Genomic DNA, 22062 nt, shown 5'->3' with positions numbered 1-22062 from the left:
ATCCAGAGGCTACTGTCTTATTTTTAACACTTATTAATCTAAAAAAGGTATACTAGAGTAGATTGAATCTAGAACAGTACGCTATGACTGCTAAAAATATTTCTAGAAATAAGTTTGACTTTCCTAATCTATTTGTTCATATCTTATTTGAATCTACTATAAAATAACACCTCATCTGGTATTTATTGAAACAAGGTGTTGAAATAATGCAGCATTAATAGTTTTATCTATTTTGGGTCGAAGTGTAATCGTAAAGTTTGTTATGCGTGATGAGATAATACATTGAACGAATGAAATGATGTGTAGAGGTAATTGAATGTGTCTGGTTGAAGTTATTGCTGATTATCTTTTTCTTTTCTCATAGAAGTTAGCGATATAGCAGAGTTTGGTATGCCTAGCTGAAGCAATGTTGTGAATGTACTTGAACATAATTTTCCTGTCATAGTGATTATCTCGTTTTTCAAAAGTAGTGGGATGATGAAAATGAAATAAATTTTCTAGATGTCGATGGCACTCGTTATTATCTCAATGCAAGTGGTGCTATGGAGACTGGTTGGAAACAACTGAATGGCAACTGGTATTATTTCCAAGTAAATGGTTCACTTCTAAGAAATGGGACAACACCTGATGGCTACAAGGTCAATCAAGATGGCATTTGGAGCTTGAATCCTGATAAAGTAGAAGTTCAGGGAAGTCAAGAAGAACCTAAGAAGGATTCTGATAAGCCAGTTGAGAAAGAGAAGCATTCAGCAGAAGACAATAAAAAAGATGAAGCTGCTGAAACAAAACAGACTTTGAAGGCAGATAAAGAATAATCTTAGTTGCTTTGCTAGAAAGTTGATTAGGTGCTGTGTTCAGACCTGTCAGATACTTTTTTTTTAAAATAGTATTTATATACATCTCAGAGAATCAATCAATGTTTTTTGGACAAGAAACTTGATCAGCTCTGAGATGTTTTTCGATTTCTCACACACTAAATGATTGAGAATAGCTCTCTCGTCTTCAAATAGAAATATTTTGATAAGAAATTTTAAAACCGACTGATTAGATAAATAAGAAAAATTATGGTATAATAAAACGATACGAAAAAGGAGTATATATGGACATTTCAGAAATTCGTCAAAAAATTGACGCCAATCGTGAAAAATTAGCTTCTTTTAGGGGGTCTCTTTGACCTCGAAGGGTTAGAAGAAGAAATTGCCATTTTGGAAAACAAAATGACAGAACCTGATTTTTGGAACGATAATATTGCGGCCCAAAAAACATCGCAAGAATTAAATGAACTAAAAAATACCTACAATACCCTCCATACCATGGAAGAGTTGCAGGATGAGGCTGAAATCTTACTAGACTTTTTAGCAGAGGATGAGTCTGTCAAGGATGAGTTGGTTGAGAAGCTAGTTGAACTAGATCAGATGATGACTAGCTACGAGATGACTCTGCTCTTGTCAGAGCCTTATGATCATAATAATGCTATTTTAGAGATTCACCCAGGATCTGGTGGAACAGAAGCCCAAGACTGGGGCGATATGCTCCTTCGTATGTACACTCGTTATGGTAACGCTAAAGGCTTTAAGGTTGAAGTCTTGGACTATCAAGCGGGTGATGAAGCAGGAATTAAGTCGGTGACTTTGTCTTTTGAAGGACCAAATGCTTATGGACTTCTCAAATCAGAAATGGGAGTTCACCGTTTGGTACGTATCTCACCATTTGACTCAGCTAAGCGTCGTCACACCTCCTTTACTTCTGTAGAAGTTATGCCAGAGTTGGATGATACTATTGAAGTTGACATCCGAGAAGATGATATCAAGATGGATACTTTCCGCTCGGGTGGAGCAGGTGGACAAAACGTCAACAAGGTTTCAACAGGTGTCCGTTTGACCCACATTCCGACAGGGATTGTCGTTGCATCAACCGTTGACCGTACTCAGTATGGAAACCGTGATCGTGCGATGAAGATGCTTCAGGCAAAACTTTATCAGATGGAGCAGGAAAAGAAAGCTGCTGAGGTAGATGCCCTTAAGGGGGATAAGAAAGAAATCACATGGGGAAGCCAAATCCGCTCCTATGTCTTTACCCCTTATACCATGGTGAAGGATCACCGTACCAGTTTTGAAGTTGCGCAGGTAGATAAGGTTATGGATGGGGACTTAGATGGTTTCATCGATGCCTATCTAAAATGGCGTATTAGTTAAAAGAAAGGAAGTCACATGTCGATCATTGAAATGAGAGATGTTGTCAAAAAGTATGACAACGGGACAACAGCCCTACGTGGCGTCTCTGTGAAAATTGAACCAGGAGAATTTGCCTATATCGTAGGTCCTTCGGGTGCAGGTAAGTCAACTTTTATCCGTGCCTTGTACCGTGAAGTTAAAGTTGAAAAAGGAAGTTTGCAGGTTGCAGGTTTTAATCTTGTTAAGATTAAAAAGAAAGATATTCCTCTTCTTCGTCGAAGTGTTGGAGTTGTCTTTCAGGATTACAAACTCTTGCCAAAGAAAACCGTTTATGAGAACATTGCTTACGCAATGGAGGTTGTCGGTGAAAGCCGTCGCAATATCAAAAAACGTGTTATGGAAGTTTTGGATCTTGTCGGCTTGAAGCATAAGGTTCGTTCATTCCCTAATGAATTGTCAGGTGGTGAGCAACAACGTATCGCCATTGCGCGTGCTATCGTAAACAATCCTAAGGTTTTGATTGCCGACGAACCAACAGGTAACTTGGACCCAGATAACTCATGGGAAATCATGAACCTCTTGGAGCGCATCAATCTCCAAGGTACGACTGTTTTGATGGCTACCCACAACAGCCAAATCGTAAATACCTTGCGCCACCGTGTCATTGCCATCGAGAATGGTCGTGTGGTTCGTGACGAAGCGAAAGGAGAGTACGGATACGATGATTAGTAGATTTTTCCGCCACTTGTTCGAAGCTTTAAAGAGTTTAAAGCGTAATGGGTGGATGACCATTGCTGCTGTCAGTTCAGTAATGATTACCTTGACCTTGGTTGCTATTTTTGCCTCAGTTATCTTTAATACTGCAAAATTGGCAACGGATATCGAAAACAACGTCCGAGTCATGGTTTATGTTCGTAAGGATATTGAAGACAATAGTGAAACCATCGTCAAAGAAGGCCAGACAGTTACAAACAATGATTACCACAAGGTTTATGATGCTCTCAAGGCTATGCCAGCTGTTAAAAGTGTAACCTTCTCAAGTAAAGAAGAGCAGTACCAAAAGCTGACTGAAACCATGGGTGACGATTGGAAGGTTTTTGAAGGAGATGCCAATCCACTTCATGATGCCTACATTGTCGATACCAATTCACCAAGTGATGTGAAACCAGTCGCTGAAGAAGCTAAGAAAATCGAAGGAGTTTCTGAGGTTCAAGACGGTGGTGCCAATACGGAGCGTCTCTTCAAGTTGGCTTCCTTCATCCGTGTTTGGGGATTGGTCATTGCAGGACTCTTGATTTTCATCGCAGTCTTCTTGATTTCAAATACCATTCGTATCACTATCATTTCACGTAGTCGTGAAATTCAAATCATGCGTTTGGTTGGTGCTAAAAATAGCTACATTCGTGGTCCATTCTTGCTAGAAGGTGCCTTCATTGGGCTATTAGGAGCAACTATTCCATCAATCATGGTTTACTTTATCTATAACCGAGTCTACCAATCAGTTAACCCATCTTTGGTTGGACAAAATCTATCTCTGATTACCCCAGATGCTTTTATTCCATTGATGATTGGTCTTTTGTTCCTCATCGGAATCTGTATCGGTTCACTTGGTTCAGGAATCTCAATGCGTCGATTCTTGAAAATCTAAGTAAGATAGTTTACTAAAATCTATAAAAGTAGGATACCATCGAGGCTTGACCGAGTCAGATGGTCCTACTTTTTATGTTGAACTTATAAACCATACTCTTCAAAAATCTCTTCAAACCACGTCAGCTTCCATCTCCAACCTCAAAATAGTATTTTGAGCTGACTTCGTCAGTTCTATCCACAACCTCAAAACAGTGTTTTGAGCAACCTGCGGCTCGCTTCCTAGTTTGCTCTTTGATTTTCATTGAGTATCAGTTGCTTGCCAATTTTTGGGAAACAGTGTATGATAGGAAAGGACCTTTTTGCTAAAAGAGTTATAGGGACTAGATGAAAGAAATCTTTTATTTCTACAGTAATATCTAGCTCTTTTGACTTAACATAAATAATGAATGAGGATAAAATGAAACAATTTTTGGAAAAAGTGAGTATACTTTCCCTGTCGTTAGTATTGATCACATCATTTTCTATATCAAGTGCCCTACCAGCCATGTTTGATTATTATCAGGGCTATTCGACTGGTCAGGTTGAACTTCTAGTCAGTCTTCCATCCTTTGGGATTATGGCCATGCTCCTCTTAAATGGTGTTCTTGAGCGTATTTTCCCTGAACGCCTCCAGTTGACCCTGGGACTTTTGATCTTGTCAATCAGCGGAACAGCTCCCTTCTGGTATCAGGGGTACTACTTTGTCTTTGCTACTCGTCTTCTTTTTGGGATTGGTGTGGGGATGCTAAACGCCAAGGCTATCTCTATCATCAGTGAACGGTACCATGGCAAGACTCGTATCCAGATGCTTGGTTTTCGTGGTTCAGCTGAGGTAGTGGGAGCCTCTATCTTGACCTTGACAGTCGGTCAGCTTTTGGCCTTTGGCTGGACCGCAACCTTCCTAGCTTACGCTGCAGCTTTAGTGGTTCTTGTACTCTTCCTTCTCTTTGTCCCTTATGGAAAAGCAGAAGCTCATGAGTCCAAGCAAAAGACAGAAGAAGTAGCGAAACTAACTCGCTCCATGCTACAGCTGATTTTCTTCCTAGCTGTCGGAGCTGCAGTCATTGTATGTACCAATACAGCCATTACCTTCCGTATTCCTAGTCTCATGATTGAGGCAGGTTTTGGAGATGCTCAGTTGTCTAGTCTGGTACTCAGTGCCATGCAGTTGATTGGGATTCTGGCGGGAATTAGCTTTTCTTTCCTCATCTCTGCCTTTAAGGAAAAATTGTTATTGGTTGCGGGTGTAACCTTTGGTATTGGGCAAATCATCATCGCTCTTTCACCTTCTCTTTGGGTAGTCGTTGCAGGTTCTGTTTTAGGAGGATTTGCCTACAGCATTGCCCTTACGACAGTCTTTCAATTAATTTCTGAGAGAATCCCAGCAAAACTCCTTAACAAAGCAACTTCCTATGCTGTTTTGGGATGTAGTTTTGGTGCCTCCTTAACACCTTTTGTTCTTTCAGGAATTGGCTTAGTAACAACGAATGGTCGAATGACATTTATTATTCTAGGAGCATGGATGATTGCGACATCAGTCCTTGTTTCTCTCTTATTGAAAAAAGAAGCTTAACAAAAAGAGGTTGAGAAAAAATCTTTACAATCAGAAAAACGCATACTATCAGGTGTTGAAAAGCCTTGATACTATGCGTTTTATTGTTTTCATTTTCTGATAAATACTCTTCGAAAATCAAATTCAAACTGCGTCAACGTCGCCTTGCCGTACTCAAGTACAGTCTGCGGCTAGTTTGTTCTTTGATTTTCATTGAGTATAAAATTGAGTTTTTGATCAACTTTTTTTAGTGATCAGGCGAACATTTGCCAAAAGTAATCAATGATGTAGGTCAAGCCGTATGTGTAAACGACCAGGGTAAAGGGCTTGGTCAGAACGATGATAGTCATGTAACGCTTGAAGCTCATCTTGGTCAAAGCAGCCAACATACAGAGAAAGTCCGCTGGACTAACTGGCCAAATCATCATAAAGATAAAGAAGCGATCAAAGCGATTACCCTTGTCTAACCAACCGATGTACTTATCATAGGTACGCTTGCTGACGACAGACTGAACAAAGGGTGCTCCGTAGAGGCGAACCAGGTAAAAGATAATGGCGCAACCAATAACGATTCCAATATAGTTGTAAATCGTCCCCACGATATGCCCGTAGATAAAGACACCGGCAACGGATGTCAGAGCACCAGGAATGATAGGAACAACCGTCTGCAAAATCTGTAAAAAGATAAAGAGTGGTGGCCCCCAGATACCGGCCTGTTGGATAAAGGCAGATAGGGTTTCCTTAGAATGCAAGACTCCAGCCTGATAGGCCCAGATACAGAAAATCAAAGTACCAACTCCACCGATGATGGAAGAAATATTGATTGCTTGCTGTAGAAGGGGAGAAACAGCTTTCATTTCTTTATCGTGTGACATGTAAACTCCTCTTGTGTAGTATGATTCTACTATACCATATTTTAAGGAGAAAGACTATATGGGATTTGGGAGGGAAGTAGTCATAAGTCATTAAAAATAGAACTTTAAACAAGGAAATTCTAGTAGATTTAGTTAGGCATCTAGAGAAGCTATATTTGGAAATAAATCGGTGACAGAATGGAGTGTATTTAAAGACAATACTATAAGATAAACTCGAGTATATCAGACAAAAAAAACGTTCGTATAATCATATGAAATTGAGATTAAAAATATGAACGGAAAATCCCTAATATAGTTGGATAGCAAAAAGAAAAATGAACATAGAAACATAAATTAACATTTTTGAGAATAAAATAATGAAATTCTACTTGACGTTGTAATTAAATGTGGTAGAATAGAACTGTCCATAGGTATAGCCGTATGGGAAGTTGAATTTAACTGTCACAATGACAGACACTTGCTCAATAACTATAAATTATGATATAATTAATATAGTTAAACAGATTATAGCAATCTGCCTCTGTCGGCAGTTTGGATCCGAACTTCGACAACGTACTAGTCTACGTTCGACTCGTAGTCAAAGATACCAATATCACCAGCATCATCAGCATAATAATGAGGATATACTAATGAATTTCTTACTAGAAATCGTTCTAATGTTTGTGACTAATTTGGCATTCGGTAAGAGAAAATAACTGATATAAGTGTGCAATGTTAGCTATTATTATAGGAATACCGACCTATTGCTGATATTGCTCCTTTTGTTTTATGGAAAATATAGATTTCAAAATATATAAGTGTAAGAAATATCGTCATATTGATAAACGAATTAAAATTGATAAAGTAATAGATTATATTAAAAATCCAGAGAAGATTGCTCGCCATAGTTTTCTTCCTTTTTTACGTAATGAACTAAAAACTTCTAAGTATGTAGATTACGAGTTTAGTGATATCGAGAGAAGACCTGTTAAATTCAAGATTCGACCACTAATGTATGCGGGTCATTTGGATAGTTTAATCTATAAGTATTATTCTGATTTATTAAATATTTATTATAATGACTGGATGGAATATAGTGGCTTGAACTGCTTTTCTGTAGCATATCGTACGAACAAACAACATCAAAGTAGTATAAATTTTGCTGCAGAGGCTATCGCCTTTATAGAGAGGCAAGATAATGCCTTGGTTATTATTGGTGATTTTGAAAATTTTTTTGATACATTAGATCACATATTATTAAAGGATAGATTGCAGAGAATATTAAAAGTTCAACAATTACCCAGTGATTGGTATAACATATATAAATCAATAACTAAATTTGCGTTTATTGAAAAGAATATTTTAGATTCTTCTAATGATTATTTGGTAATGAAAAATGAAACTAGTTATTTTAGGAATATAGGTGACTTTAGAAAATTTCATAAAAATAACAAGTGTAAACTCAACAAAAATGTGTATGGTATTCCTCAAGGGAATTCATTAAGTGGAGTACTTGCAAATATTTATTCAATTGACTTTGATAGGAGTTTATCTATGTTATCACATGAGTTTAATGGCTTTTATCAAAGATATTCTGATGATTTTATATTAGTTTTAGATTTTGAAAAACTGTATTCTAAATATGGTAATAATTTTATAGATGATATAACAGATTATCTAAAAAAAATGTCAGATGAGAATAAAATTAATTTACAGACTGAAAAAAATAAAAAATTCTTTATTAGAAATAATGTGATACTAGATGAACATAATAAAGTAACTAGTATGGATTATTTAGGATTTAAATTTGATGGTAGTACAGTTAAAATTAAAGAAAAGAGTATCTATAAATTTTATCGAGAAGCTAGAAAATTGATATACAAATCTAAATATATTCAAAAAAAGAAAGGTTTTAAAAAGCTACCAAATCGACATAAAATTTATTCACTATATACTGATTTTGGGAAATCAAAGAAATATCCTAGTAATTTTATAAAATATGCTCAGAGGTCCCAGGAAATATTTGATAGAATTAGTCCAAATACTTCTAACTTAATGCTATCACAGTTAAAAAATAGAAAGAAAAAAATTGAAAAGGCATTAGGGTATAGGGTTCATTCTAGACTGTAAATTAAGTATTTTTCTAAATGTTCCAAATTTAAACCACTCGTTCTTCCTAGTTCGAGTGGTTTTCTTTGTTCGGTTGATTTTTACTGTCGAAAATATGATAAAATAGAAAGGATAATAGATTTATTAAGGAAAGTAAAAATGGCAAATAAAGAAAGTGCAGAGCGTAAGGAGCTTCACCGCAAAATTTGGGCGATTGCAGACGATGTTCGTGGAGCTGTAGACGGTTGGGATTTCAAGCAATACATATTGGGAATCCTATTCTATCGCTTTATTTCAGAGCATATGGCAGACTATTTTGATCACGCTGAGCATGAAGCTGGAGATTTAGAATTCCGTTATGCCGATTTGAGTGATCAAGAGGCTGAACGAGATTTCAAACCAGGGACAGTTGAGGATAAGGGTTTCTTTATTCTTCCTAGTCAACTATTTGAAAATGTCGTCAAGAACGCTACACAAAATGAAAATTTAAACGAAGATTTAGCCAATATTTTCCAAGATATTGAGAAGTCGGCGATTGGATTCAAATCTGAGGACGATATCAAAGGCTTATTTGATAACTTGGACACACGAAGCAACATTCTTGGTGGAACTGTTCCAGAAAAGAATAAACGTCTTTCTGATATTCTTAATGGTATCAATAGCATTAACTTTGGCAATTTTGAGGAAAATGATATTGATGCCTTTGGGGATGCCTATGAATTCTTGATTTCAAACTATGCGAGTAATGCTGGTAAAAGTGGTGGTGAATTCTTCACTCCTCAGACAGTTTCTAAATTACTGGCTCGTTTAGTAATGGTTGGTAAGGACAAGATTAACAAGGTTTACGACCCAACATGTGGATCGGGTTCGCTCTTGCTTCAGATGAAAAAGCAATACGAAGACCATATTTTGGAAGATGGTTTCTTTGGTCAAGAAATTAATATGACCAACTATAACTTGGCTCGTATGAATATGTTCTTGCACAACATCAACTACAATAACTTTGATATTAAGCGAGGAGACACCCTTTTAAATCCTCAGCATTTAGATGAAAAACCGTTCGATGCTATCGTCTCTAATCCTCCATACTCTGTCAAATGGGTGGGAGATGGAGACCCAACTCTCATAAACGATGACCGGTTTGCTCCAGCAGGAAAACTAGCTCCTAAGTCAAAAGCTGACTTTGCCTTTATCATGCATAGTCTCAACCACTTGTCTAACAGAGGTCGAGCAACCATTGTTTGTTTCCCAGGTATTTTCTATCGTGGTGGTGCTGAGAAGACCATTCGTCAGTATCTAGTAGATAATAACTTTGTCGAAGCGGTTGTTGCTCTGCCTGATAATCTCTTCTTTGGAACCTCTATTGCAACGACAATTTTGGTTCTAGCGAAGAATAAATTAGAAAATAAAACCCTTTTTATCGATGCGAGTAAGGAATTCAAAAAAGAGACTAATAACAATGTCTTGACGGATGACAATATCGACCATATCGTTGAATTATTCACTAATTATCAAAGTGTAGACTATAAAGCAGCTCTTGTTGATAATGAAGTGATTGGTTCAGAGCAGGATTATAACCTTTCCGTCTCTACCTATGTTGAACAAGAAGATACACGTGAGAAGATTGATATTGATAAACTCAATCAAGAAATCGCTGAGACTGTTGCTAAGATTGACTACTTACGTGCAGAGATAGATAAGATTGTAGAGGAACTAGGAGGTAAATGATGAATATCCTAGAAGAAATACAGAACTGCCCCGTTGAATGGAAAGAGTTGGGTGAAGTAGCGCTTTTAAAACGAGGGAAAACAATTACCTCAAAAACTGCGACTGATGGGCCCTATCCAGTTATTTCTGGAGGTCAGAAGCCGGCCTACTTTCATGGTGAATTTAATAGAGAAGGTGAAACGATAACGGTTGCTGGTAGTGGAGCATATGCAGGTTTTGTAATGTATTGGGATGAGCCTATTTTTGTTTCGGATGCTTTTTCAATTGAACCTTTTGAAGATGCTTTAATCCCAAAGTTTTTATATCATTATCTTCTTGAAAAGCAAGAGATTCTTTTTAGTATGAAAAAAGGTTCAGGAGTACCTCACGTATATCCCAAGGACGTTTCAAAAATTCTTATTCCTATCCCTCCTATAAAAATTCAAGAAAAAATCGTGCAAAAACTTGACAAAATGACAGAATATGTTACAGAATTGACCTCAGAATTGACCTCAGAATTGACCTCACGTAAAAAGCAATATTCTTTTTATAGAGATAAACTCTTGTCTTTTGAGGATGAGATTTATCAGGTTGAGTGGAAGACGTTGAACGAATGTCTTAAAAAGGGAAAAGGAACTAAAATTACAGCTAGTCAGATGAAATTACTTCACAAAGATGGTGCGCCAATCCGTATCTTTGCAGGAGGAAAGACTTACGCTGATGTGAACTATGGAGATATTCCCGATAAAGATATTCATACAGAGGAGGCAATTGTTGTAAAATCTCGTGGAATTATTGATTTTGAATACTATACAGAACCATTTAGTTTTAAAAATGAATTTTGGTCGTACAGTTCAGATGATGAAAATACCAACCTGAGATATATTTATCATTATTTAGTTCACAACAAAGGACATTTCCAAAACATTGCTAATAATATGCAAATGCCACAAATTTCTAGTAATGATACTGAAAAATTCAAAATCCCAGTCCCATCCCTTGAAATTCAATCTCGTATTGTTCAAGTTTTAGATAACTTTGATACGGTTTGTAACGACTTAAATATTGGACTACCCAAAGAGATTGAACTTCGTCAAAAACAGTACGAATATTTTCGAGATAAACTCTTGACATTCGTCGCCGAAGGCGAGTACACTGACAGTACAGTACAGTACAGTACAGACAAGACATCATTAGGCTCTTAAATTGGGTATTTGGACCAATTCGAGTAAAGTTGGGACAAGTTATCAATTTACAACGTGGGAAGCGTCTTGTGAGACAACAGTTAGCTACTACAGGAAGTTTTCCAGTTTATCAAAACAGTTTGACGCCCTTGGGATATTATACCGAAGCAAACAGAGTGAAAAATACTAGTTTTGTGATTTGTGCAGGAGCGGCTGGTGAAATAGGATATTGTGATACGGACTTCTGGGCGGCTGATGATGTTTATACACTACAGACATCTGGAGATATTTCTAATAAATTTATCTATTATGTTTTATTAAGTAACCAAGAAAAAATAAAATCACAAGTTCGAAAGGCAAGTATTCCGAGATTATCTAAGGATGCTATTGATAAAATTATTTTTTACTTACCATCCATTACAGAACAAGAAAGAATTGTCTCTATTCTTGACCATTTCAACATCTTAACCAACTCTCTTTCTGAGGGCCTCCCAAAGGAAATCGAACTAAGACAGAAACAGTATGAATACTGGCGAGAACAATTATTAAACTTTACTAGACAAAGTCTTTAATCATTTTGAGAAAGAATCTCAATTAAAACAAAAAAGGAACATACCATGGTTGATTATTCAAAAATACATGAAGTAATTGCAGAAACAAATGAAGGGATTCTCTTGGCTGAGTATCAACCAGAGTATCGTACAGATAGAGAATATCAGTCAGAGGCTGATTTAGAAAATCAGTTGATTTCTGATTTGGTGAATCATCTCAACTATGAACGCTTAAATATTCATACACCTGAAGAGCTCTTAGCAAATGCCAAGGTACAAATTGAAAAACTTAATAAGGTGACTTTTTCGGATGCTGAGTGGGATCGCTTTGTAGTAGAGTATTTAGACTGCCCCAATGAAGGATTAGTTGAAAAAACTCGAAAAATTCAAGAAAATTATATCTATGACTTTGTCTTTGACGATGGACGGATTAAGAATATTTTTATCATTAACAAGAAGAATATTCATAACAATAGCATGCAGGTCATCAACCAGGTGACCCAAGTGGGTAGTCATACCAACCGTTATGATGTTACTATTTTAGTGAATGGTCTACCGTTAGTTCAGATTGAATTGAAGAGACGCGGGGTTAGTCTAAAAGAAGCTTTTGAACAAATTCATAGATATAGCAAGGAAAGCTTCAATAGCGAAAATTCTTTATACAAATACATTCAAATTTTTGTCATTTCTAATGGGACTTATACACGTTATTTTGCAAATACGACAGCTCAAAATAAAAATCATTATGAGTTCACCTGTGAATGGGCAGACCGTAAAAATAAAACCATTCATGACCTCGAGGACTTTACTGTCACCTTTTTGAGCAAACGAGTTCTCTTGGAAGTTTTGATTAAGTATTGTGTGTTTGATACTAATAATACCTTGCTCATCATGCGCCCTTATCAAATAGCAGCTACTGAGAGTATCATACGCAAGATTCATTCGTCTAATGAGATGAAGAACTTTGGCACTATCAATGCCTGTGGCTATATCTGGCATACAACGGGTTCAGGGAAAACTTTGACCAGCTTTAAAACAGCTCGTTTGGCAACGGAGTTGGACTATATTGATAAAGTGATTTTTGTGGTGGATAGAAAAGACCTAGATCACCAAACTATGAATGAATATAAAAAGTTCCAACCGAATTCAGTTAATGGTAGTAACAATACAAAAGAACTTCAATGTAGTATTGAAGAAAATGATGATCGAATTGTTGTCACAACCATTCAAAAGTTAAACAAATTTATAACTGCGAATCCAAACCATGAAATATACAGTAAGAAATGTGTCTTGATTTTTGACGAGTGTCACCGCTCTCAGTTTGGGAAGGCTCAAAAGCGTATTAAAAAATCCTTTAAACAGTATGCTTTATTTGGATTTACAGGGACACCGATTTTCCCAGAAAATAGCTTGACGGGAGAGACTACACAAGAGGTTTTTGGAGAGCAACTTCATAACTACGTTATCACAGATGCTATTCGAGATAAAAAAGTATTGAAGTTCAAGGTTGACTATAACTATATTAAGCCTGAAATTAATAAGTATAGAGAAGCAGAAAAAGCAGTCGGCCGAGAGCTTGATGAGAAGAAACTCAAAAAGATAGAGAAGGAACTTCTTTTGCATCCAGAGCGGATAGCGACAATCACTGAGTACCTGTTGAGAGTTTATAATGACAAGACGCATCGAAGTCAACACTATACTCATAAGCAAAAACAACTGTTTGGATTTAATGCCATGCTGGCTGTACAAAGTATTGAAGCCGCGAAATTATACTATGAAGAACTTCATCGACAACAAGCAGCATTACTAGAAGCTAAGCGTTTGAAGATTGCGACTATCTTTAGCTTTGCACCTAACGAAGAACAGTCAGCTTATGGAGAAATTCAAGATGAAGAGCTAGATCCTAAAGATACAGCCATGCCTCTTTCATCTAAAGAGTTTCTTACTAAAGCAATCTTCGATTATAATCAAATGTTCAAGACCAACTTTTCGACTGATGGGAAAGAGTTTCAAAATTACTATCGTGACCTTTCCAAACGTGTTAAGTCAAAGGAAGTGGATTTGCTGATTGTAGTTGGTATGTTCTTGACTGGATTTGATGCTCCAACCATGAATACTCTCTTTGTTGATAAAAATCTACGTTATCATGGCTTGATTCAGGCATTCTCGAGAACCAATCGTATTTTTAACGAGGTTAAACCTTTTGGGAATATTGTTTGTTTCCGTGATTTAGAGAAGGCTACGCAAGAAGCTATTAAGACTTTTGGAGACACCAATAAGCTTGAAATCATCTTAGAAAAAAGTTTTAGTGAATACATGGATGGTTTCGTAGATCCAGTAACGGGTATCGAGGTCAAAGGCTATACTGTGGTTTGTCAGGAAATTTTGGAAAGATTCCCGAATCCGCAAGAAATTGAGACAGAGCATGATAAAAAAGAATTTGTTAAGTTATTTGGTGAGTTGTTGAAGCTTGATAATGTTCTTCGAAATTATGATGAGTTTCAAGAAATCGATAAGCCTATTTCTGAAGGTTATCTTCAGGATTTAAGAAGTGCCTATGTGGAAATTCGAGATGAGTTCCTAAACCTTAAAAATTATGAAAGAACAAAAGACTTAGGTGTTGACCTTTCAGATGTTGAATTTGAAATCGAACTCTTAAAAACAGATGAGATTAATCTGGACTACATTCTTGCATTGATTGTTGAAAAATCGAAGAATTTTGAGTCCAAAGAAGCAATGAAAGCAGAAGTTAGTCGTGTGATTCGTTCTAGTATCGATATTCGTGCCAAAGAAGAATTGGTTATCGGATTTATCAATGACACTGATTTGCAAAAATTGAAAGACCATGATGGGATTATCAATGCTTTCTACGAATATGGCAAGGAGCGAAAGAAAATCGCGATTCATGACCTAGCTGACTCTGAGAAACTTGTAGCTGATTACCAATTATTCATAGACAAATCAATTCAACGAGGTTATGCTGAAAACAGTGGGACTGATTTGGATTCGATTATTCCACCAACTTCTCGTAGACAGGGAGCGCGTGAACGGAAAAAGCAAGAAGTTTTACGTAAGATTCAGTTGTTAGTAGAGACTTATTCAGGAATTTAGCGAAGTGGACGTTAGACTCATCTAAAAATCGATTCGCTCATTTTTAAGATATAACTTTGTTTCCGTATTTCCTGGGAACTAGTAGAAGTTAAGGAGAAATATGGAAAACAACAACCAACGTGCCCTTTGTCAGCAACTCTGGGCGGAAAATAAATACCTTGTTTTGAGCCATTCCAGCAATATTTACAATGAGATTCGCCAATACTTGAAGAATGAAGAGGTGGAGCTGAGTCTGGTTCAAGAGATGATTGACCGTGCCTGTCAGATTCCAGAAAATAGGGGTCAGGTTTGCAATGCCTTTCAGCATATTTGGGGATATTTCAAGAAGAAAGCAACGGAGATTGAACGCAAGGATTATATGTTTTTACTGCAACGTTATCACTCTGGTCATGCCACCAAAGAAGAATTAATTGCTAAGACGAAAGATTTGCTTGAATGTTACCTAAATGCTTATCTGCAACATTCTACCTTGTTGAAAGGAGACTCCCATGAGACTTTGGCATGAGGCTTTGATTTCACAACTTCCCCGTCCTCAGCTCTTGGGGCAACATCGAGAGTGCTGCGCTCTGCGTGGGAATGGCTGGGGCAGAAAGCATGCGACGGTTGACTACGTCTTCACCCACTCACCCTATCGTCTCTATACCTATCATCGTTTGATCATGGAGGAGATGGCTGGCCGTGGTTACAATGTCAGTCCAGAGTGGCTGGACAAGAACTACCGTGGCAAGACCTGCCCTCCTTATCAAGACTTAGCAGAGGAAAAGCTGAAAAGTCCTATCTATAGTGAGCATGGTCATGCCTACTATAAGGAATGTCTGGCTAATCTCCGTGACAAGGGGATTGACCTATAGTCTTTTCTAATAACAAGCCATAGGCAAGCTCCTAATTGCGAATCTAGGACTGTGAACTTTGTTTGCGTGAAAGACTATTAATCATTGTCTATCAAAGAATTTGAGGCATTTGTCTCAAATCTTTTTTTGTGCTCGAAATATCGATATAGTTTCAAACTATATCAAAGCCTAATTTTTTACAATTATACAGACGCTTCCTTTTCTGTTAAGATAGTTTCAACAACAATTTTTGGAGGACAAAACATGTCAACTACAATTATCGGTTTCCCTCGTTTGGGTGAATTCCGCGAATTAAAATTTACAACTGAAAAATACTTTAGAAAAGAAATCTCAGAAGAAGAACTTTTGGCTGCGGCTAAAGAATTGCGTGCGAAACACTGGAACATCGTCAAAGAAAAAGGCATCACTGAAATCCCATCAAATGACTTTTCTCACTATGACAACTTCCTTGATGCTGCCTTTCTTTTCAACGTAGTTCCTGCATCAGTACAAAACTTGGACTTGTCAGATCTTGAACGCTACTTCGCTTTGGGACGTGGTTACCAAGGAGAAAAAGGGGATGTTCGTGCCCTTCCGATGAAAAAATGGTTCAACACTAACTACCACTACATCGTTCCAAAATTTGAAAAAGACACTCAAGTAAAATTGGCTGGTCACAAGATTTTCGATGAGTTCCAAGAAGCAAAAGAACTTGGTCTCAACACTCGTCCTGTCCTTGTAGGTCCATTCACGTTCCTTCAATTGTCAGACTTTGAAGAAGGTGTGAAAGCAGAAGATTTCGTAGATAGCTTAGTGGCTGCTTACCAAGATGTTTTTGCTAAATTGGCTGAACTTGGTGCAACTCGTATCCAACTCGACGAAGCTGCTCTTGTCAAAGACTTGACAGAAGAAGAAAAAGCTCTCTTCTTGAACCTCTACAACAAGCTTTTGGCTGACAAGAAAGGTCTTGAAGTTTTGCTTCAAACTTACTTCGGAGACGTTCGTGACGTCTATGCTGACCTTGTGAAATTGCCAGTAGATGCGATCGGTCTTGACTTCGTTGAAGGTAAGAAAACTCTTGAACTCGTTAAAGGTGGTTTCCCAGCTGACAAGACTCTCTATGCAGGTATTGTCAATGGTAAGAACATCTGGCGCAACAACTACGAAAAGAGCTTGGCTGTTCTTGAGCAAATTCCAGCTGAAAATATTGTTTTGACTAGCTCATGTTCACTTCTTCATGTACCATTTACAACTGCTAATGAAGAATTTGAACCAGCTATCTTGAACCACTTTGCTTTTGCAGTTGAAAAATTGGATGAGATCCGTGACTTGGATGCTATCCGCAACGGTCAAGGTGCAGAAGCACTTGCTGCTAACAAAGAACTCTTTGCGACTGAACGTGTTGGTGAAAATGCGGAACTTCGTGCTCGTATCGCTGGATTGACTGACGCAGACTATACTCGTTTGCCAGCCTTTGCAGAACGTGAAGCTATCCAAGAAGAAGCATTCAAACTTCCAGCTCTTCCAACAACAACAATCGGTTCATTCCCTCAAACCAAGGAAGTTCGTGCTAAACGTTTGGCCTTCCGTAAGGGTGAATTGACTCAAGAAGAATACGATGCCTTCCTTGCTGAAACCATCGACGAATGGATCAAGTGGCAAGAAGAAGTTGGATTTGACGTGCTTGTGCACGGTGAATTCGAGCGTAACGACATGGTTGAGTACTTCGGTCAAAACTTGTCAGGTTACCTCTTCTCTAAAAACGGTTGGGTACAATCATACGGTATGCGTGGGGTTAAACCACCAATCATCTGGGGTGATGTGACTCGTCTCAACCCAATCACTGTGAAATGGTCTAGCTACGCACAAAGCCGTACGGACAAACCTGTTAAAGGTATGTTGACTGGACCTGTTACAATCCTTAACTGGTCATTCCCACGTGAAGACATCTCTATCAAGGATTCTACTCTTCAAATCGCTCTTGCTATCAAGGATGAAGTTCTTGACCTTGAAGCTGCAGGCGTGAAAATCATCCAAATCGACGAGGCTGCTCTTCGTGAGAAATTGCCACTCCGTCGTAGCGACTGGTACGAAGACTACCTTGACTGGGCTATTCCAGCCTTCCGTTTGGTACACTCAACAGTAGCACCAGACACACAAATCCACACTCACATGTGTTACTCAGAATTTACAGATATCATCCCAGCTATCGACAACTTGGATGCAGACGTTATCTCATTTGAAGCTAGCCGTTCAAACCTTGAAATCTTGGACGAACTCAAAGCGAAAAACTTCCAAACAGAAGTGGGACCTGGGGTTTACGATATCCACTCACCTCGTGTGCCTAACGAAGGCGAAATCGACCACACCATCGAAGCCATCCTTGCCAAAGTACCAAGCAAGAAAGTATGGATCAACCCTGACTGTGGTTTGAAAACACGTGGTATTCCAGAAACTAAAGAAAGCTTGATCCGCCTTGTAGAAGCTGCTAAAGCTGCGCGTGAGAAATTGTAAGAAAAGACATTTCTCCATACATGGTTGATCAGTAAGAAATCAACTAGAAAAGGTTCATACATATGTTACGTCAAACACCGTCCCTCTCATTTGAAGTTTTCCCTCCAACCCCAGCAGTAGGCAATGACAAAATTATTGCAGCTCTGCAAAACATGCAAGACTTGGCTCCACACTTCATCAGTGTGACTGCCAGCAATAATAAATTTAATATCAAAGAGACGACGGTTCGTTTGGCTGATTATATCCAAAATGACTTGGAGATTCCAACCATTGCTCACTTGCCAGCTATTTATCTGACTAAGGATAAGGTTGCTGAGACCATTGCAGATTTGGATAAGGTTGGTGTTCAGAAAATCTTGGCTTTGCGTGGAGATATCATTCCAGATGTTGAGCCTCAAAAAGATTTCCGTTACGCGACAGACCTGATTGAATTCATCAAGGAACAGGCCCCACACTTTGATATCATCGGTGCTTGTTATCCTGAGGGACATCCTGATTCGCCAAACCAAATCTCAGATATTCAAAATCTCAAGAAAAAAGTAGATGCAGGCTGTTCAAGCCTTGTCACTCAGCTTTTCTTTGACAACGAGCGTTTCTACGATTTCCAAGACAAATGTACCTTGGCTGGGATTGATGTTCCCATTCATGCGGGTATCATGCCAATCCTCAATCGTAACCAAGCGCTTCGTCTCTTGAAGACTTGTGAGAATATCCATCTCCCACGTAAGTTTAAGGCTATCTTGGACAAGTATGAGAATGATCCTGAGTCACTCAGAGCAGCAGGACTTGCCTATGCCGTAGACCAAATCGTGGACTTGGTAACGCAAGACGTAGCAGGCGTGCATCTCTACACCATGAACAACGCAGACACTGCTCAGTACATCCACCAAGCAACCCATGCCTTGTTCAATCACCAACCTTAAAATAATTAAAAGCAAACCATTCTTCTTTTCATAGAGGAATGGTTCCTTTTTGATAGAAAAGACCGTACTTTTTAAGAAAAATATGATAAAATAGACTCTGTACGTACTTGATACAAAGATGAGGGTATTTAGGTTATAAAGATTGCGAAAACAAAACTCAAAAAGTCTAAAATATCTTGAGTAATTGAACCCGGCCGAAAAGTTGTGTAAAAAAGATAAACGGTCTTGTCTTCATCGAAGACTTCACCAGTTTCCTATTTTTACTTTGCTTTTGACGTCCTTGGTATCTTGAAAGTTGAACACGGGCTAAATCCCTAGTGAAAAAGATAGATTTCCTGGTGTGCGTGGCACACTGCGTCAATCTCCTATTTTCATACGGGATTCTTCACGCCCTTAGTATCCTGTGTAACTGAACACGCCTACAACTCTGTGGAAAAAGATAAATCTACCTAGGAGCAGTCGCTCCGTCGTTCGATTTCCTATTTTCCTTTGAGTTGCTTAACGGCTTGGTATCTTGAGTAATTGAATTTTGGCCTCATTTCTTAGGAAAAAAGATAAGCTTCCTAGCACTCATCGAGTGCGGCGTCACCTTCCTATTTTTCTACAGAAATGTTCGGAAAGCCGAACCGTCCAAAATATCTTGATCTTTGTAGGCAAGGCGTATAATATTATCAATCCAAAGGGGATTAAAATGACAAAACAAGTGTTTCAAACGACTTTTGCGGGTCGTGAGTTGATTGTAGAGACTGGTCAGGTTGCTAAGCAAGCAAATGGCTCTGTTGTCGTGCGTTATGGTGAGTCAACTGTCTTGACTGCTGCCGTTATGTCTAAGAAGATGGCAACTGGGGATTTCTTCCCACTTCAAGTCAACTACGAAGAAAAAATGTATGCAGCTGGGAAGTTTCCTGGTGGCTTCATGAAACGTGAAGGACGTCCTTCAACAGATGCGACTTTGACAGCGCGTTTGATTGACCGTCCAATTCGTCCGATGTTTGCGGAAGGTTTCCGTAATGAAGTGCAAGTGATCAATACGGTTCTTTCTTACGATGAAAATGCATCTGCACCAATGGCAGCTATGTTTGGTTCATCATTGGCTTTGTCTATCTCAGATATTCCGTTTGACGGACCAATCGCTGGGGTACAAGTAGGTTATGTTGATGGCCAAATCATCATCAACCCTACTCAAGAACAAGCAGAGCAATCGCTTCTTGAATTGACAGTAGCAGGTACGAAGCACGCTATCAACATGGTAGAATCTGGTGCCAAAGAATTGTCAGAAGAAATCATGTTGGAAGCTCTTCTGAAAGGGCACGAAGCTGTCAAAGAATTGATTGCCTTCCAGGAAGAAATCGTTGCGGCAGTTGGTAAAGAAAAAGCAGAAGTAGAATTGCTTCATGTGGATGCTGAATTACAAGCTGAAATCATCGCAGCCTACAACAGTGACCTTCAAAAAGCTGTTCAAGTTGAAGAAAAATTAGCGCGTGAAGCTGCAACTCAAGCAGTAAAAGATCAAGTAACAGCAGTTTACGAAGAAAAATATGCAGACCACGAAGAATTTGACCGAATCATGCGTGATGTGGCTGAAATCTTGGAACAAATGGAACACGCAGAAGTGCGCCGTTTGATCACAGAAGACAAGGTTCGTCCTGACGGCCGTAAGGTCGATGAAATCCGTCCTTTGGATGCGGTTGTTGACTTCCTTCCTCGTGTACACGGTTCAGGTCTCTTCACTCGTGGACAAACTCAGGCTCTCTCTATCTTGACTTTGGCACCAATGGGTGAAACGCAAATCATCGATGGTTTGGATCCAGAGTACAAGAAACGCTTTATGCACCACTATAACTTCCCACAATACTCTGTAGGGGAAACTGGACGTTACGGTGCACCTGGTCGTCGTGAAATTGGTCACGGTGCTCTTGGGGAGCGTGCTCTTGCTCAAGTATTGCCAAGCTTGGAAGAATTCCCATATGCGATCCGTCTGGTAGCAGAAGTCTTGGAATCAAACGGTTCTTCATCTCAAGCCTCTATCTGTGCCGGCACTCTTGCCCTTATGGCTGGTGGTGTGCCAATCAAGGCGCCAGTAGCAGGGATTGCTATGGGACTTATCTCAGATGGTAACAACTATACAGTATTGACAGATATCCAAGGTTTGGAAGACCACTTTGGTGATATGGACTTCAAGGTTGCAGGTACTCGCGATGGGATTACAGCCCTTCAGATGGATATCAAGATCCAAGGGATCACTGCAGAAATCTTGACTGAAGCTCTTGCTCAAGCCAAGAAAGCTCGTTTTGAAATCCTTGACGTCATCGAAGCTACCATTCCAGAAGTTCGTCCAGAATTGGCTCCAACTGCTCCGAAAATTGATACCATCAAGATCGATGTGGACAAGATTAAGATTGTCATCGGTAAAGGTGGAGAAACCATCGATAAGATCATCGCTGAAACAGGCGTTAAGATTGATATCGACGAAGAAGGAAATGTATCTATCTACTCTAGCGATCAAGATGCTATTAACCGTGCCAAAGAAATCATTGCTGGTTTGGTCCGTGAAGCTAAAGTGGATGAAGTTTACCGTGCTAAAGTCGTTCGTATCGAGAAATTTGGTGCTTTTGTCAACCTCTTTGACAAGACAGATGCCCTCGTACACATCTCTGAAATGGCTTGGACTCGTACTAATAATGTAGAAGATTTAGTTCAAATTGGTGATTTTGTAGATGTGAAGGTTATTAAGATCGATGAAAAAGGTCGTGTAGATGCTTCTATGAAGGCACTCTTGCCACGTCCGCCAAAACCTGAACGTTCAGAAGAAAAAGGGGATAAAGGTCATCGCCATGGCGATCGTCCTCGTCATCACCACAAGGACCACAAACCTAAGAAAGAAACTACAGAAACACCAAAAGATTCAGAATAAGAAAGGAGAA

The 22062-nt window shown here is 38.7% G+C and carries 15 protein-coding genes and 2 pseudogenes; 15 read left to right on the top strand and 2 right to left on the bottom strand.

Going from position 1 to position 22062, the window contains the following annotated elements; all coding sequences use genetic code 11:
- Nucleotides 1-223: 223 nt before the first annotated feature.
- Nucleotides 224-507 (bottom strand): annotated as a pseudogene (locus O3611_RS00620) (IS110 family transposase); the annotation flags it as partial.
- Between O3611_RS00620 and O3611_RS00615 the strand changes: the two are divergent.
- The 5 genes and pseudogenes from O3611_RS00615 to O3611_RS00595 all read left to right on the top strand — a co-directional run.
- Nucleotides 501-815 (top strand): annotated as a pseudogene (locus O3611_RS00615) (MBL fold metallo-hydrolase); the annotation flags it as partial. The pseudogenes O3611_RS00620 and O3611_RS00615 overlap by 7 nt on opposite strands.
- A gap of 284 nt (nucleotides 816-1099) precedes the next feature.
- A protein-coding gene (gene prfB / locus O3611_RS00610; protein WP_371607479.1) for a peptide chain release factor 2 occupies nucleotides 1100-2195 on the top strand; the annotation gives its coding sequence in 2 pieces (ribosomal slippage) (nucleotides 1100-1171 and nucleotides 1173-2195; 1095 coding nt in all).
- 15 nt (nucleotides 2196-2210) lie between these two features.
- The gene (gene ftsE / locus O3611_RS00605; RefSeq protein ID WP_049548597.1) at nucleotides 2211-2903 is read left to right on the top strand and encodes a cell division ATP-binding protein FtsE; all 693 of its coding nucleotides are present in this window, start codon (nucleotides 2211-2213) and stop codon (nucleotides 2901-2903) included.
- Complete coding sequence (ftsX, locus tag O3611_RS00600) at nucleotides 2896-3822, top strand: permease-like cell division protein FtsX (protein WP_075232086.1); 927 nt, start codon at nucleotides 2896-2898, stop codon at nucleotides 3820-3822. The genes ftsE and ftsX overlap by 8 nt, the downstream gene beginning before the upstream one ends.
- 399 nt (nucleotides 3823-4221) lie before the next feature.
- Complete coding sequence (locus O3611_RS00595) at nucleotides 4222-5376, top strand: MFS transporter (protein ID WP_371607478.1); 1155 nt, start codon at nucleotides 4222-4224, stop codon at nucleotides 5374-5376.
- Between the two features lie 233 nt (nucleotides 5377-5609).
- Here the strand turns inward: O3611_RS00595 and O3611_RS00590 are convergent, their stop codons facing one another.
- A complete protein-coding gene (locus O3611_RS00590; RefSeq protein WP_371607477.1) occupies nucleotides 5610-6230 on the bottom strand; it encodes a TVP38/TMEM64 family protein in 621 nt (206 codons plus the stop codon).
- A 768-nt stretch (nucleotides 6231-6998) separates the two neighbouring features.
- On the opposite strand from O3611_RS00590, the gene O3611_RS00585 reads away from it, so the two are divergent.
- The 10 genes from O3611_RS00585 (at nucleotide 6999) to pnp (ending at nucleotide 22052) form a co-directional block, all read left to right on the top strand.
- Nucleotides 6999-8339, top strand: a complete 1341-nt coding sequence (locus O3611_RS00585; protein WP_371607476.1) for an RNA-dependent DNA polymerase — start codon at nucleotides 6999-7001, stop codon at nucleotides 8337-8339.
- A gap of 138 nt (nucleotides 8340-8477) precedes the next feature.
- A complete protein-coding gene (locus tag O3611_RS00580; RefSeq protein ID WP_371607475.1) occupies nucleotides 8478-10046 on the top strand; it encodes a type I restriction-modification system subunit M in 1569 nt (522 codons plus the stop codon).
- Nucleotides 10046-11230, top strand: coding sequence for a restriction endonuclease subunit S (locus O3611_RS00575; protein WP_371607474.1), 1185 nt, complete (start codon nucleotides 10046-10048; stop codon nucleotides 11228-11230). The genes O3611_RS00580 and O3611_RS00575 overlap by 1 nt, the downstream gene beginning before the upstream one ends.
- Before the next feature lie 68 nt (nucleotides 11231-11298).
- Nucleotides 11299-11781: a restriction endonuclease subunit S gene (locus O3611_RS00570; protein ID WP_371607473.1), complete on the top strand. Its 483-nt coding sequence runs from the start codon at nucleotides 11299-11301 to the stop codon at nucleotides 11779-11781.
- 45 nt (nucleotides 11782-11826) lie between these two features.
- A complete protein-coding gene (locus O3611_RS00565) occupies nucleotides 11827-14871 on the top strand; it encodes a type I restriction endonuclease subunit R (RefSeq protein ID WP_371607472.1) in 3045 nt (1014 codons plus the stop codon).
- 100 nt (nucleotides 14872-14971) lie between these two features.
- Nucleotides 14972-15376: a YbgA family protein gene (locus tag O3611_RS00560; protein WP_371607471.1), complete on the top strand. Its 405-nt coding sequence runs from the start codon at nucleotides 14972-14974 to the stop codon at nucleotides 15374-15376.
- Nucleotides 15360-15722, top strand: coding sequence for a TIGR02328 family protein (locus O3611_RS00555; protein ID WP_371607470.1), 363 nt, complete (start codon nucleotides 15360-15362; stop codon nucleotides 15720-15722). Before O3611_RS00560 ends, O3611_RS00555 begins: the two co-directional genes overlap by 17 nt.
- A 243-nt stretch (nucleotides 15723-15965) precedes the next feature.
- Complete coding sequence (metE, locus tag O3611_RS00550) at nucleotides 15966-18215, top strand: 5-methyltetrahydropteroyltriglutamate--homocysteine S-methyltransferase (protein ID WP_371607469.1); 2250 nt, start codon at nucleotides 15966-15968, stop codon at nucleotides 18213-18215.
- A gap of 62 nt (nucleotides 18216-18277) precedes the next feature.
- Nucleotides 18278-19138 (top strand): methylenetetrahydrofolate reductase [NAD(P)H], encoded by an 861-nt coding sequence (gene metF, locus O3611_RS00545; RefSeq protein WP_371607468.1) that lies wholly within the window; start codon nucleotides 18278-18280, stop codon nucleotides 19136-19138.
- A 691-nt stretch (nucleotides 19139-19829) separates the two neighbouring features.
- Nucleotides 19830-22052 (top strand): polyribonucleotide nucleotidyltransferase, encoded by a 2223-nt coding sequence (gene pnp / locus O3611_RS00540; protein WP_371607467.1) that lies wholly within the window; start codon nucleotides 19830-19832, stop codon nucleotides 22050-22052.
- Nucleotides 22053-22062: the final 10 nt, after the last annotated feature.

This window comes from Streptococcus sp. 27098_8_91 (genome assembly GCF_041432385.1).
GTDB lineage: Bacteria > Bacillota > Bacilli > Lactobacillales > Streptococcaceae > Streptococcus.
This window is presented reverse-complemented; position numbering and strand designations above follow the sequence as displayed.